Annotated in this window: 14 protein-coding genes; all 14 read left to right on the top strand. The window is 47.9% G+C overall.

What is annotated here, in order from left to right; translation table 11 throughout:
* Positions 1–88: 88 nt before the first annotated feature.
* Positions 89–1,030 carry a glycosyltransferase family 2 protein gene (locus MUG84_RS19435; protein WP_244727885.1) on the top strand — a complete coding sequence of 314 codons (942 nt, stop codon included), beginning with the start codon at positions 89–91 and terminating at the stop codon, positions 1,028–1,030.
* On the top strand, positions 1,027–1,815 hold the full coding sequence (locus tag MUG84_RS19430) for a glycosyltransferase family 2 protein (RefSeq protein WP_244727883.1): 789 nt from the start codon (positions 1,027–1,029) through the stop codon (positions 1,813–1,815). Before MUG84_RS19435 ends, MUG84_RS19430 begins: the two co-directional genes overlap by 4 nt.
* Positions 1,812–2,543: a sugar phosphate nucleotidyltransferase gene (locus tag MUG84_RS19425; protein WP_244727880.1), complete on the top strand. Its 732-nt coding sequence runs from the start codon at positions 1,812–1,814 to the stop codon at positions 2,541–2,543. Before MUG84_RS19430 ends, MUG84_RS19425 begins: the two co-directional genes overlap by 4 nt.
* A complete protein-coding gene (locus tag MUG84_RS19420; protein WP_244727877.1) occupies positions 2,540–3,661 on the top strand; it encodes a GT-D fold domain-containing protein in 1,122 nt (373 codons plus the stop codon). Before MUG84_RS19425 ends, MUG84_RS19420 begins: the two co-directional genes overlap by 4 nt.
* A gap of 48 nt (positions 3,662–3,709) precedes the next feature.
* Complete coding sequence (locus MUG84_RS19415; RefSeq protein ID WP_244727875.1) at positions 3,710–5,092, top strand: glycosyltransferase family 2 protein; 1,383 nt, start codon at positions 3,710–3,712, stop codon at positions 5,090–5,092.
* A 119-nt stretch (positions 5,093–5,211) separates the two neighbouring features.
* Positions 5,212–5,571 (top strand): hypothetical protein, encoded by a 360-nt coding sequence (locus MUG84_RS19410; RefSeq protein WP_244727873.1) that lies wholly within the window; start codon positions 5,212–5,214, stop codon positions 5,569–5,571.
* A gap of 251 nt (positions 5,572–5,822) precedes the next feature.
* A complete protein-coding gene (locus MUG84_RS19405) occupies positions 5,823–6,914 on the top strand; it encodes a CgeB family protein (RefSeq protein WP_425313239.1) in 1,092 nt (363 codons plus the stop codon).
* A gap of 26 nt (positions 6,915–6,940) precedes the next feature.
* A complete protein-coding gene (locus tag MUG84_RS19400; protein ID WP_244727868.1) occupies positions 6,941–8,080 on the top strand; it encodes a CgeB family protein in 1,140 nt (379 codons plus the stop codon).
* Between the two features lie 11 nt (positions 8,081–8,091).
* On the top strand, positions 8,092–9,525 hold the full coding sequence (locus tag MUG84_RS19395) for a glycosyltransferase family 4 protein (protein ID WP_244727866.1): 1,434 nt from the start codon (positions 8,092–8,094) through the stop codon (positions 9,523–9,525).
* A gap of 9 nt (positions 9,526–9,534) precedes the next feature.
* Positions 9,535–10,626, top strand: coding sequence for a non-hydrolyzing UDP-N-acetylglucosamine 2-epimerase (gene wecB, locus MUG84_RS19390; protein ID WP_244727864.1), 1,092 nt, complete (start codon positions 9,535–9,537; stop codon positions 10,624–10,626).
* Positions 10,619–11,602, top strand: a complete 984-nt coding sequence (locus MUG84_RS19385; protein ID WP_244727861.1) for a polysaccharide biosynthesis protein — start codon at positions 10,619–10,621, stop codon at positions 11,600–11,602. Before wecB ends, MUG84_RS19385 begins: the two co-directional genes overlap by 8 nt.
* On the top strand, positions 11,603–12,451 hold the full coding sequence (locus MUG84_RS19380; RefSeq protein WP_244727859.1) for a dTDP-4-dehydrorhamnose reductase family protein: 849 nt from the start codon (positions 11,603–11,605) through the stop codon (positions 12,449–12,451).
* Positions 12,412–13,344 (top strand): NAD-dependent epimerase/dehydratase family protein, encoded by a 933-nt coding sequence (locus MUG84_RS19375; RefSeq protein WP_244727857.1) that lies wholly within the window; start codon positions 12,412–12,414, stop codon positions 13,342–13,344. The genes MUG84_RS19380 and MUG84_RS19375 overlap by 40 nt, the downstream gene beginning before the upstream one ends.
* Positions 13,341–14,060 (top strand): glycosyltransferase, encoded by a 720-nt coding sequence (locus tag MUG84_RS19370; RefSeq protein ID WP_244727855.1) that lies wholly within the window; start codon positions 13,341–13,343, stop codon positions 14,058–14,060. The genes MUG84_RS19375 and MUG84_RS19370 overlap by 4 nt, the downstream gene beginning before the upstream one ends.

The raw sequence follows: 14,060 nt of genomic DNA, 5'->3' as shown, positions 1-14,060 counted from the left end.
ATTAAAACCGCGTTCTTCTGTCGCCCCAATCAGGAATAAGGATCAGCGGGTCAGGCGCGCGTTCATGGCTGGATGGAGGGCCGGAAGCATGGAACGGGAAGAAGCGGCAGATCCGGAATTATTCTTTTATAAATCACATCTTCAGCAATCTTTTGTGAAGTGGATGAACACCAATATAAGTGCAAGGCCGAAGTATGCCCTATTAAAACGGTTATCGGAGACGTACGTTCAGGGGTACTCCAAAAGAGGAGGCAGCAAGAAACGGGGAGTGCCGCTACTGCTGAATGGCAGCGCTGCTGCCGTGGTTTGTGCAAGCAGTGAAGAAGACAGTCTTCACGAGATGTTGAGTGAACTGGAGAGGCTGCCTCTGCAGGAGATCATTGTCGTATTAAACGGCTGCAAGGACAACAGCTATAAGATCACGCGCAGTCATCCGTTAGTTACAGTGATTTATTATCCAAAGCTCCTAGGCCATGATGTAGGAAGAAGCATCGGGGCCAGGCTGACCAGAGCAGATGCGGTTTTATTCTGTGATGGGGATATGGTGATTTCAGCGGAACATCTGGCTCCTTTCCTGTACGCCGTGGATGGCGGATGTGATGCTGCACTTAATGATCTGAATGGATTTCTTCCATCGTTTAAACATCAGGATGAGGTGACGCACTTCAAGAGCTTTTTAAATATGGTTCTGGGACGAAGTGACTTGGGAGCCAACTCTCTGACAGCTGTCCCACATGCCCTTTCCGGGCGTTTGATTCGGGAAATGGATGCTCAGCATCTTATCGTACCGCCAAAAGCGCAGGCTCTGGCCGTTCTTAAAGGTTACAGGGTAAAGGCCGTATATGCGGTCAACGTCTTCTCAGAAAACAGGAAACGTGAAGCAAATACAGGTAAGGGGAATGCGGTCGCGGATATGATTATCGGCGATCATGCGGAGGCACTTGAGGAAATAATGGGGCGGCGGGGAATATCAGGTTTCAAGGGCAGCTTATCCCGCAAGGATGTCGCGATGCGGAGGAATGCCATATGAGGCTGCAACCGGGACTGACCAGCATCATTATACCAACCAGCAATGGACTGGACTTGTTAACTTCATGCGTTGAATCTATCCGAAAATATACTGATGTTCCTTACGAAATCATCGTCGTAGATAACGCTTCAACAGATGGAACGGATGCATATTGCATAAGCGAGGACATTGTATTTATTTCTCTGCCGGTGAATGAGGGTTTTCCTAAAGCATGCAATTTAGGGATGAAAATGGCGAGAGGCGACTATCTTCTGCTGCTTAACAATGATGTGACGGTGACACGTAATTGGCTGTCGAATTTACTCTCTGCCCTGAACAGCAGGACAGATATTGGGATGGTCGGGCCGGTGACCAATGCGGCAAGCGGGTTGCAAAAGGTGGAGCTTTCATTCGAGGACTTGACTGATTTTCAGCGGATCGCCGCTGAAAATAACCGTTCGGACACTAGGCGCTGGGTTGAAGTGAAGCGGATTATTGGCATGTGCTTGCTGCTTAAAAGAGAGGTTCTGCATAGGGTTGGCTTTCTGGACGAAGCTTTTTCACCGGGCCATTATGAGGATGACGATTTGTGCCACAGGGCCTGTATTTCGGGTTACACTCTCCTGATCTGCAAGGATGTACTGGTACATCATAGGGGGAGCGCCAGCTTTAAGCGGTCAAATCCGGAAAAGCTGCAGGCATTGATTGATAGAAATTTTCGGTTGTTCATGGATAAATGGAATTTTGATCCCCGTAAATATATTGAAGAGCGTAACAGCAAACCCAAAGGAGGAGAAGTGCAGTGAAAGGCGTCGTTTTGGCAGGCGGGACAGGAACAAGATTGTATCCGCTGACCCGGCTGATTAACAAGCATTTGCTTCCTGTGGGGAAGTATCCCATGATTGTCTATGGCATCGACAGACTGCGGCAGGCGGGGATTACCGATATTTTAATCATCATGGGTAAGCAGTCTGCTGGCTTATATACGGACTTTTTAGGAAGCGGCAAGGAATTCAGTGTCAATCTGACATACCGAATTCAGGAAGCAGCGGGTGGCATTGCGGAGGCACTGGGGCTTGCCCGGGGGTTTGTGAACCAAGGCGAGCGTTTCATTGTGCTGCTCGGTGACAATTTGTTCATGGATGATTTGACTCCATTCGTAAAAAGCTATGAGCGCCAGCCGGAGGGGACGGCTAGGGTACTCCTGAAGCAGGTTAAGGATCCCAAACGCTACGGAGTGCCTGTATTCGATAAAAACCATTTCGAGCTGATCCTCGAAATTGAGGAAAAGCCTGTAAATCCCAAGTCCTCCTATTGTGTTACGGGAATTTATATGTACGATACGGCTGTGTTCGATATCATCTCACAGCTCAGTCCTTCGGAACGTGGGGAGCTTGAAATAACGGATGTCAACAACGTATACGCAGCACAGGGTAAACTGGAATATGATATTCTCCATAAATGGTGGAGTGATGCAGGGACCTTCGAATCACTTCAGGAAGCTGGCCGGCGTATGAAGGGGATGATCCCATGAGACGGCCGCTCTCTAATGCAGCCTTCATTCCACTGCGGAAGCAGGCTGCTGCTGTAAAAAATGTAAGAAAGCCAAAAGCTGCCCGTGCACATTCGTCTACTAAACGTTGGCGGACGAAGCATAAAACAAGGAAACGCAGGACGGACAGAAAAAGGTACACTGCCAGAAGCCGCAGGTCTAAGGCGGCACTCAGGATTCCCGGTAAACGGAAACGGATTCCAGGTAAATCCAAGCTTTGGCAGGAGGACTTCCCTCAGACACTGCCTGCGTCCGTAGAGCCCACTGCAACCTATGCGGAAGGATATGATATGGGTTACAGGACAGGGAGCGCTGTAGGAACGGAAGAAGAACTAGGCTCTTTGCTTCCGCCTTATACGGTTCTGCCTGAAGTGTCTGCAAGAGAGATCATGGAGAACGGTCTACAGAGTTATCTGTCTCGTCTGAAGCCGCTTCTGCGGCCGGAAGAAGTCTACCATCATCTTGATCAGTCTATCTTAAGGAAAGAGCCGCTTTCGGTAGTACGGCTGGGGGACGGGGAGCTTCTTGCATTAGCACATGATACGGTGCTCTCTCTTGACCATGTCAAAGCGGCGGGGCAATTCCTTCCGCATGCAGGCATGAAGCTGCCAGATTACATTGCCCGAGACCAACTAGCAGAAGCGGTACGGAAGGCGGATATTATCGGAATTCCCACATCGCGTCTTCCTACCTACCAGGGACTGCTGTTCCCGGTACTGCGATATTACGGCATCGATTACGGCCCACTTGTATTTACCACGTCTACAATCAATTACGCTCTGCTCGAGCATGGCCTGCTTCAGCCGTTACTTCGTGGCAAACGAGTGCTGTTGATCGGCAATGTGGTAGGACAAATGGCGGGGATGCTTTCATCATCTTCAGTACATGTCGTAGGGGTCATAACCCCTGTGAACGGATTTGCGGATATTCCTCGTGTTCTATCGGAAGCGTCAATGTACTTGTTTGATATTGCGCTAGTTGCTAGCGGCATACCTGCGGTTGTCATCTGCCAGAAAATAGCTGAGGAACTTGGCAAAACAGCACTTGATTTCGGTCATTTGGCGGATAAGCTTATTTCGGGAGAAATGTCATACAACTAAGGGGCGCTCCGTTTTATAGATCTAGCCTATAATTAAGAAGGTGTCTATATGAGGAGATCATTTACACGGAAACTCATGAAGCCAGGCAGTTCAAGCAAAGGGAAAAGCAACTTGCCGGATAAGGGGAGCCGTTTCAGACTGGGCTATGAACAGGGATATGAGCAGGGCATTGCTAAGGGAAAAGAGTCTTTTGGACAGCCCTTTCACGGCACGAGCATCGTTATTCCAAGCTACAATCAGGTGGAGTATTTGGCCCGCTGCATTGAAAGCATAATGACACATACTGCCGAACCTTATGAAATTATTGTCGTGAATAATGCCTCGACAGATGAAACCGATGCCTATTTGGAAAAAAGATCATTGCAGATCCGTTCAAAACGGCTTGATACCAACCATGGATTTTCCGGTGGAGTCAATCAGGGCATCATGATGGCTAAAGGTGATACGATTGTCATCCTGAACAACGATGTGCTCGTGACTCCAGGCTGGCTAACCCATATGCTGCGCTGTCTGCAGAGTGATTCCATGATTGGTGCTGTTGGACCAGTAACCAATTATATCAGTGGTGACCAGCAGATTGCCGTTCCGTATAAGACCGTGGATCAGATGTGGGAATACGCGGCTACCCACTTCAAACCGGATGAGACCAAGTGGCGGCAGACCGATCGGCTTGTTGGATTTTGCATTCTGTTTCGGAGGGAGCTATTAGAGCGGGTCGGTTATTTTGACGAAGGCTTCCGAGTCGGGAATTACGAGGATGATGACTGGATGATCCGAATCCGGCTCAGTGGCTTAAAGCTTTTGATCGCTGGAGATTCTTTCATTCATCACTTTGGGAGCGTCAGCATGAAGAATCTCGGACAGAAGCAATTTAACGCTGTTCACAGACATAATGAGCTGTATTTCCGAGAGAAATGGGGAAATCCCCATGTATGGGTAGAGAAAGTACGTCGCAACGATTCCTTATTCCAAAACACGGTAAGCTCTATTTCTGCCGGATCGCCCGCTGATTTTTTTCCTTCCCATGTGTTGATCCGGGATCAGGGAGGACAGCATTATTTTCTCTGCGATGGCGCCAAATCCCCTTGCGCGGCTCTTGAAGACGAAACGGGAATACGGCCAGTGGTTTTGTCTAGAATGGATATCCGCAGCATCCCGACAACCGAAGCTTCCATGAGTGAAGCGGCGCTGCTGTCGGAGCTAAAACCACCAAGTGGCGAGCTTGCAGACGGGCAGCTCGTCAGCTGCGGTGACGGAACCGTGTATCAATGGATTAAAGGCTCAGTCCGACCGATTGTTTCTGAATTTGCACTGAAACGATGGAATCTGAAAGAAAGAAGCCTTGTCATGCTGCCGCCGGAGAAGCTGGAGAACTTGCCCCATGGTCTGCCTATCATCGCCCCTCCAATACTGAAAAATCCTGTATTGTAATAAATTTACCGATCAAAGATGTTATGCGTAACTGAATGTGGGCGCTCCGCATAAGATATAGCAGGCAGAAGCGCCCGACTGCCGCATACATGATGACCGAAGTACAGGAGGAATAACGGATGAAGTCCAAGAAACGTGTTCCCAGATCCGCGAAATCCAGCATCCGAAGACGTAAGCTTCTTATTGCCCGTAGGACTCGATTGCTCAGAATGAAAAAGCTGCGTTTATATAAAGGAAAGCAGCGTCAACTAGTAAAACGCGGAAAGAGACGGCATCAACGGCTCGGTGTCATTCGCAGGAAGCGAAAGCGCAGATTGGTTAAACCGGTGCTTCCGGTTCCAGCGGCGCAGGCCGCATTGCCTCATGCGCCAGACGTTGCATATAATGAAGGGTATGATGAAGCATATAATGAAGGGTTTAATGCGGGGTTCGCAAAAGGTTATGAGGATGGACATCAGCTAGCTTATCAATCCAAATGAGAATGTTGCAAAAAAGGATACAAATATGCTTCGCTCTGAACAGTCAAGCCTTCACTCCATGGGAAACCAAAGGAGATGAGGGCTTTTTTGGTGTGAAGATCGTGATATACGCCAATTTCCGTTCAGAAAGGCTGTTGTCTATGATGCAAATGTCTCTTCCGCATATATTTATGATTATAGGAATGATGAGTTTTCAGTGGAGCTGAAGCGAGTTCGAGCATCACCAGGAAAATGAATTTGCTTTTTAAATTATGATAAGCAAGGTGAAAGCAGTGGGAGTAATTGCAGAAAATAACCGGGGTTACCGCCATGGTTACGGGGATGGCTACAGACTTGGCATTTGTCAGGCCGTGGAAAACCGTGTGCCTTTACCTCAGCCTGATAAGCGGGATATGAAAATATTGTATGTTCCCCAGGGATTTCATGCGATTGATCAGGGAGTAATAGCGGCACTTCGCAGTCTGATCAGGGAATGTATCGTTGGGGAAGCTCCGAATATGCTGCAACTTGCGGCAACGGAACGGCCTGATCTGGTTCTCGTGATGAACGGGCTGCATGTATTCCCTGAAAACCATCTGGAGGATATTGCGAAGGTCCGTGGGATGGGTATTCAAACAGCAGTGTGGTTTGTTGATGATCCGTATTTTACGGAGGATACTGCCCTTATGTGTACAAAATATGATATTGTTTTTACCCATGAATTAGGGTGTATTCCCTTTTACCAGGGACTTGGCGCTTCGAAGGTGCATTATCTTCCTCTGGCCGTGAATACCGCGATGTTCAAGTCGCAGCGTCCGGAGCCCAGGCATAAGTATGATATTTGCTTTATCGGTAATGCTTTTTGGAACAGGGTGTCTATATTTGATGAAATGGCCCCGTTTCTAGAGGACAAGAAGGTTCTTATTGCCGGAGGATTTTGGGAAAGACTCACCCAGTTTTCAAAGCTGGAACGCTCGCTGCATATAGGTTTTATCGCTCCTGAGGAAACCGTCAACTACTACAACGGATCAAAAATAGTCATTAATATCCACCGTCCGGATGAGTATGGGCAGGACAATCGAAACAGCTATCAGATCAGGGCAAAATCCATCAACCCCCGTACCTATGAAATCAGTGCATGCGGAACTTTTCAAATTACAGACGTGCGCGAGGATATCAACTCGCATTACAGACCGGGATATGACATTGAAACCTTTGGTTCCGTCAGGGAACTACAGGACAAAATCAGCTATTACCTTCAGCATGAGGATGAGCGACTGGCGATGGCATGGCACGGGCTGTGGACGACACGGATGGAGCATTCCTTTATTTCTAGAATGAGGCGGCTGTTGGAGCTTGTTTAAAAAACTGGAAAAGGAGCGGCTTACCCATGTCAATCATAAAGCACAGGAGAAGAGTAATTCGGTATAAACGAGCAAATCCCGCCGAAAAAGCAAGGTTACGCGGCCGTGAAGCAGGATATCGTGGAGGATATGACGAGGGATATTTAAAAGGGCGTGCCGATTATGTGATCGGTCGTCATTCCACCTCATTTCCTTTCCGCAACATCCATGTACTATATGTCTCATCGGGAAAGGGATATCCGTATTCCCCGATCGATGAAGCAATCCAAATGACACTTCGCGGCATGGTCGCTGAGCTGACCGTTATTGACCCAGGACAGTCGGTAAGCGAGATGGCCTTCCAAATCGAGCCGGATTTGGTCCTGGCTCTGGACGGTATGTACGTGAATAATGATCAGCTCGATACCATTCGTAAGCAAGGAATTCAAACCGCCGTTTGGCTGACGGATGATCCGTATTATACGGATATAACCACAGAAAATGTGAAGCATTACGACTATGTGTTTACATTGGAATCCAACTGCATCCCATACTATCACCAGCTTGGTTGCCTAAAGGTGCATCATTTACCTTTTGCCGCATTCTCCGAGCACTATAGACCGTCAAAAACACCTTCTGCCAAGCGGAGGGAAGTAAGCTTCATCGGATCGGCGTACTGGAACCGGATCGAGTATCTGAGCCCGATCATGGATCAACTCATGCAGTACAAAACCGTCATCAACGGAATCTGGTGGGATCGTCTGCCGAGCTATTCCTCATATCAGCACAGTATTGAGCTTAATAAGTGGATGAGTCCACATGAAACAGCCGAAGCCTATAATGCTTCAAAAATAGTGATTAATCTCCATCGTTCCCATGAGGATGATTCAATCAACAACAATATGGTAAAAATACCGGCTGCATCCCCTAATCCCCGTACCTTCGAAATTTCCGCCTGTGCAACTCTCCAGCTTAGTGATTATCGTAGTGATCTTCCTAAATTCTATACTCCAGAAACAGAAATTGAAACGTATAGTTCTCCGAAAGAGCTTCTCGACAAGATCGAATACTATCTGACTCATGAAGAAGAACGTAGGGAAATTGCCTTGAATGCCTTCGACCGGACCATGAGGGACCATACCTACGGAAACCGTCTGAATCAAATGCTGTCTATTATATTCCCTTGAGGTCCATGCTTATGACAACCTATAAGCCCAAACTTATGCTTTTCTCCCATGTCAGCAATACGGACAGCATTACGGGGGCAGAAAAACTTCTGCTGTTTTTCTGTCTGCAAATAGCCCCATATTTCAACTGTATTCTGATCGCCCCGCAGGAAGGAAAACTGACAGCCTATGCAAGAAAACAAGGTATCCTGGTACGGATTCAACCTTATCCTCTGATCCACCGTCTGTATTTTCCCGGAGAGCGGCTGGAACAAGAGGTGGAGGAGCTCCGTAACCATCCGTACTATCCCTCCGTAGTTCGATGCATAAAAGAGACGGCGCCGGACATCGTTCTGACCAATACCCTCGTGAACGTTTTGCCGGCTATAGCCGCGAAATCGTTAGGCATCCCCGTTTTATGGAAAATTAACGAAATCATGCAAGAGAATGTGCATAGAGCGGCAGCGATCGCTATCGTGGAGAAATACAGTGATTGTCTGATCGCGATTTCCGAGACAGCGGCTCGTGTATTTCGGGGCAACGTTTCACGGCCGATCATTCTGCTGCCCCCGTCATCCGATGATAAGCTGCTTCGTCCCTCCCGATCTCATACCCGCACTAAATACCGTAACATTCTTCACATCAACAATTCCCAGCTTTGCGTCGGTTATATCTCTTCTTTTATCCATCCTCCAAAAGGACTGCTCGAATTTATCCGCATGGCCTTGACTTTATCTGAATCCAATACCGACTGCCAGTTTGTCGTTATCGGGAAGCCGGCAGATCAGATGTATTATGAACGCTGCATCGCAGAAGTGAACGCTTCAAACCATGGTACCCGTTTTCGATTCATTCCTTTTGTAGAATCGGTTCATTTGGCATACAGTGCAATGGATATCCTCATTGTACCAAGCATGGTGCAGGAAGGCTTCGGCATGACGGCACTCGAGGGAATGCTTTGCGGCAAACCGGTTGTAGCCTTTGACGCCGGCGGTCTTGGAGAACTAATGAGAAATACGGGGAACGGGCACTTCATTGTACCGACGGGCGACTATACTGCGCTTGCAGCCAAGGTAGCTGAGCTGCTGAATGACCCCTTACACATGCAAAATATCGGGAACAGGAACGCGGCTGCGGCAAGAGCCCAATATGGTTTGAATGTCTACCGTCAGAAAGTTCAGGCATTTGTCCATGAGCTGCAGCAAGGTTGTCCCGATTGGATGAGCGGAAGCATATCCCGGAGCGTTAAAGCATATCGGGACTCGCGTAAGAAACGAAGAAAAAGAAGTACAAAGGGTCGCATAGGCCCCATGGGGCGCAAGGGCTGCAAGGGCCGTATGGGCCGTATGAGCCGTATGAGCCGAAGGAAGGCGGCTGCAATTGCCGTCAGGCGCTACCATAGAAAGCGGAGGACAAGAGCTGGCAGGCGGATGAAACGCCGCATCAAATTATTAAGACGGAGGTAGGAGAGAGCTATGAAAATCATGACGATTTTAGGCACAAGGCCCGAAATTATTCGCCTCAGCCTCATCCTCCCTAAACTAGATCGGTATGCAGAGCGGCATGTGCTGGTGCATACCGGGCAGAATTTTGAAGAAAGGTTGAGCGGAATATTTTTCAGGCAGATGGGTTTGCGCTCACCGGATTACATTTTGCAGAATGCAGCTGCTTCACTGGGAAAACAGCTCTCATCCATGTTCTCACAAATAGAGGTTATTTTAGAGAAAGAGAAGCCAGATAAAATACTGCTGCTTGGTGACACCAACAGTGCACTATGCGCTGTTCTCGCGGAACGTCTCGGGTATCCTGTAGTTCATATGGAAGCAGGAAACCGCTGTTTTGATCTGAATGTACCCGAGGAAAAAAACAGAAGAGTCATTGATGCAGTGTCATCCATTAATATGCCATATACGGAACAGAGCAAGAAGCATCTGCTTGCTGAAGGCTTTCCTAGTTCCCGCATCGTGCTGACTGGCAATCCGATTTATGAGGTGATGAAGAACTATGAGAAATCCATTGCAGAGAGCGATATTTTGAACAGCCTCTCCTTGAAGCCGAAGGAGTATTTTCTGGTCACGGCCCACCGCTCGGAGAATGTGGATCAACCGGAGTGTTTGTACCAGATCATGAAGGGGTTAAACCTTATTGCCTCGGAATACGGACTCCGGATCATTTGCAGCATTCATCCGCGTACAGCCTCACGTATAGTAGGCCTCAAGTTTTTAAATATGCATCCGCTTGTAGAGTTCCATGAGCCGTTCGGATTTTTCGATTTTGTGAAGCTGGAACGCTTCGCATGCTGCGCATTAACAGACAGCGGAACGGTCCAGGAAGAATGCTGCATCATGCAGGTCCCTACAGTAACGATGCGGCACACGACAGAGCGTCCGGAAACCGTGGACTGCGGCAGCAATATTGTGACTGGCCTGGATGCCAAGGCGATATACCGCGCGGCTGATCTAATGATCCGTTTGAACCGGGGCTGGGTATGTCCTGAAGGGTACTTAACGGAGAATGTTTCGGATAAAGTCGTCCAATTATTGCTTGGAGGTGAAATACATGTTTGAAAAAAAACGTATTTTGGTCACCGGAGGTACCGGTTCCTGGGGGTATGAACTGGTCTCCCAGCTTCTGGAGCAAAAACCGGATGAAGTGATCGTATACTCGCGTAATGAATCTTCACAGGTGACCATGAGACGGGTGTTCGATGACAGTCGTCTAAGCTTCCGAATCGGCGATATTCGTGACAAGGAATCGTTGACCGCTGCTTTCAGGGGCATTGACTATGTGTTTCATCTTGCAGCATTGAAGCATGTACCCGTCTGTGAGGAACAGCCCGATGAAGCGTTGAAAACGAATGTTATTGGCACCAAAAATGTCATTCAGGCTTCGATCGAAAATAGGGTCAAAAAAGTATTCTATATATCGACAGATAAAGCAGCGAACCCTTCAAATTTTTACGGCATGACGAAGGCCATTGGTGAAAAGCTCATCGTCAATGCCAATCTGCTGAGCAGCGATACGAAATTTGTGACTGTCCGTGGGGGTAATGTGCTAGGTACGAACGGAAGTGTTGTGCATGTATTCAATGATCAGATTCGGAATAAAGGACAGATATTCATCACGCATATGGAAATGACGCGCTTTTTCATGACGCTGCGCGATGCGATCAAGATGCTGTTCAATGCCGCTCAGGAAAGTGTGGGCGGAGAAATATTCGTCCTGAAGATGCCTTCTTGCCGGATTATTGATCTGGCGGAGGTATTAATTGAAGCTTCCGGCAAGGACAACGTCAGCATCGTGGAGTCTGGAATACGCCCTGGTGAGAAGATCCATGAAATTCTGATGAGCGACTTTGAAAGTCAGAATACGATTGAGTTTGATGAGGATTGTCTAGTTATTCTGCCGACACTCTATATGCCAGAACTCAGAGAGCATTATTATCACTGCAGACCCGTCTTGTTCAGCAGCTTCAGCTCGAACCATCATCTGATGAACAAAGAAGAGATCCGTGACATTCTGAGATATGGGGGATTCCTGTAAATGAAGCTGCTTATTATGGGAGCCGGCGGAATGGCTGGCCATATGCTGGTAAATTACTTTTTGCAGCAGGGCAAGCATCAGATATTCTATACGACCCGGGACCCCCGCAATACCGGGGGATATGTGCTTGATGCTGCCGATTTTTGCGCTGCTGAGAAGATCGTAGACACGGTAAAGCCCGATGTCATAATCAATGCCATCGGCGTGCTGAATCATTTCGCCGAGCAGGATCAGATCAACGCCTATATCATCAATGGCATTCTTCCTCACAGGCTGTATCTTATCGCTGAAAGAATCGGTGCACGTCTAATTCACATCAGTACAGATTGTGTGTTCGAAGGCACACGGGGCGGATATCATGAGGGCGATAAGCCGGATGGAACAAGCGTCTATGCATTGACCAAAGCTTTGGGAGAAGTTCGTGCACAGGGACATCTAACAATACGCACCTCGATTATCGGACCGGAAATTCGCATGCAGGGGATTGGACTTATGCACTGGTTCATGCGTCAGCACGGAATCGTGAAGGGATACCGAAATGTACTTTGGAACGGGGTCACCACATTAGAGCTGGCTAAAGTGATCGACGCTGTGATTTCATCCCCTATATCGGGTTTGGTTCACCTTGCTCATCAGCAGCCGATCAGCAAGTATGATCTGCTGCTGTTGTTTCAGGAAATATGGAATCAGCGTTATGTGACTGTTGTGCCTAGCGATATGCCAATTCTGAATAGAACGCTCGTATCCACTCGCAGCGACTGGTGTCATGATGTCCCTCATTATCGTGACATGTTGAAGGAGATGGAGCAATGGATGCGGGAGAACTCCTCTGCAAGCGAGTCATCCTAATTACAGGAGCAATGGGCTTTACCGGTAATCATGCCTGCCGATATTTTGCTGAACAGGGCATGCAGGTAGCTGCTGTAGTCAGGCAGATCAAGAAATCACAGCAATTGGATGGAGTAAGGTATTATTCATGTGACTTGCTTGACAAGTATCGTCTTGAACAATTAATTCGTGACATTGCACCTGACTACGTTCTTCATCTCGGAGGGAAAAATTCTGTTCCTGAATCCTGGGATGACCCACTGCTTTATATTGAATCCAATATGCTTCCTATTTTGTACCTATTAAACGCTCTTCGATCCCGTCCATCCTGCCGGGTGCTCGTTGCGGGATCGAGGATGGGGTTCAAATTGACAGAACCTTATCGTCCTACTCATCCATATGGGCTAAGCAAGAGTCTGCAAAAAGCAGCAGTTCTTTCCTGGAGAGAGTTGTTCGGCCAGTCAGTGATGCTAGCCGAACCTTCTAATCTGATCGGCCCCGGTCCATCTACCGGTTTTTGTTCGCTTCTTGGATGTCGTATCGTGCAGTGGGAACGGGGAGAGTCAACGGAACATTTTCATGTATCTTCTGGTGAGATACACCGTGATTTCTTGGATGTCCGCGATGCGGTCAAAGCCTACAGGATTCTCTTGAGCCGTGGACAGTCGGGCACTGTTTATGCCATTGGTTCAGGCAAGGAGCGCACCTTGAGAGAAGTGGTGGAAACGTTCAGGAACATGACCAATAGAGACCTCCCCATCATGTGGGGAAAGGAACAAGCCCCTGAATCACCTGCGCCCCCGCTTTCATTCCTTGAAATAAGGAGGCTCGGTTGGAAAGCAACCATCCCTTTTGAGAGATCGATTTCCGATGTGATGCAATATTGTAGAGCGATGAAGGGAGATCCAATATGAAACCGTTGGTTACAGTCGTTATTCCCTTTTATAATGATCCCTACGTGGATCAGGCGATTCAGAGTGTTTTGGACCAGTCATATGCGCCGCTTGAAATCATTGTCGTGGATGACGGTTCATCTCAATACACGGAGCGGTTGATCCCCTATTATCCATATATTCATTACTTGGGAACGTCCAACGGTGGTACAGCCAGTGCCCTTAACCATGGGATTAAGCATGCTTCCGGTAAGTATGTCGCTTGGCTAAGCTCAGATGATCTATTTTACCCCGATAAAATCGAGCGTCAGGTGCAATTCATGGTGCAGAAGAACGCTTTGATTTCTTATACGAATTTTAATTACATTGACGATCAAAACCGTATAACCCAGCATCATGCAAGCTTAGTATTTGCACATTTACTGGAATTTTATTACTGCTTCTTCCGAGGTAACCCCGTTAACGGCTGTACTGTGATGATGAGAAGAGATTTATTCAATCGTATTGGAATGTTTAATACATCCCTTCCTTACACACATGATTTGGACTTCTGGTACCGGGTGATTCTGTCGGGCATTCCCTTTCCATATCTGGATGAATCTCTGGTGGGATACCGCTGGCATAATGCAATGGGTACGGTTAAACATCGAACAGCCATCGATAAGGAATTTGTCCAGACTCAAGCGCGTATGCGCGATTCATTAACCCGATTGATTTTGAATATGGGAGGACACTAA

The organism is Paenibacillus mangrovi (genome assembly GCF_022898935.1).
Lineage (GTDB): Bacteria > Bacillota > Bacilli > Paenibacillales > Paenibacillaceae > Paenibacillus_AQ > Paenibacillus_AQ mangrovi.
The sequence above is the reverse complement of the archived record's forward strand: the minus strand, read 5'-3'. Positions and strand labels throughout refer to the sequence as shown.

Bases quoted from the DNA above. Each gene is read 5' to 3' on its own strand.
- MUG84_RS19435 (WP_244727885.1), top strand. From the start codon at position 89: ATGGAACGGGAAGAAGCGGCAGATCCGGAATTATTCTTTTATAAATCA.
- MUG84_RS19430 (WP_244727883.1), top strand. From the start codon at position 1,027: ATGAGGCTGCAACCGGGACTGACCAGCATCATTATACCAACCAGCAAT.
- MUG84_RS19420 (WP_244727877.1), top strand. From the start codon at position 2,540: ATGAGACGGCCGCTCTCTAATGCAGCCTTCATTCCACTGCGGAAGCAG.
- MUG84_RS19415 (WP_244727875.1), top strand. From the start codon at position 3,710: ATGAGGAGATCATTTACACGGAAACTCATGAAGCCAGGCAGTTCAAGC.
- MUG84_RS19410 (WP_244727873.1), top strand. From the start codon at position 5,212: ATGAAGTCCAAGAAACGTGTTCCCAGATCCGCGAAATCCAGCATCCGA.
- MUG84_RS19405 (WP_425313239.1), top strand. From the start codon at position 5,823: ATGATAAGCAAGGTGAAAGCAGTGGGAGTAATTGCAGAAAATAACCGG.
- MUG84_RS19400 (WP_244727868.1), top strand. From the start codon at position 6,941: ATGTCAATCATAAAGCACAGGAGAAGAGTAATTCGGTATAAACGAGCA.
- MUG84_RS19395 (WP_244727866.1), top strand. From the start codon at position 8,092: ATGACAACCTATAAGCCCAAACTTATGCTTTTCTCCCATGTCAGCAAT.
- wecB (WP_244727864.1), top strand. From the start codon at position 9,535: ATGAAAATCATGACGATTTTAGGCACAAGGCCCGAAATTATTCGCCTC.
- MUG84_RS19385 (WP_244727861.1), top strand. From the start codon at position 10,619: ATGTTTGAAAAAAAACGTATTTTGGTCACCGGAGGTACCGGTTCCTGG.
- MUG84_RS19380 (WP_244727859.1), top strand. From the start codon at position 11,603: ATGAAGCTGCTTATTATGGGAGCCGGCGGAATGGCTGGCCATATGCTG.
- MUG84_RS19375 (WP_244727857.1), top strand. From the start codon at position 12,412: ATGGATGCGGGAGAACTCCTCTGCAAGCGAGTCATCCTAATTACAGGA.
- MUG84_RS19370 (WP_244727855.1), top strand. From the start codon at position 13,341: ATGAAACCGTTGGTTACAGTCGTTATTCCCTTTTATAATGATCCCTAC.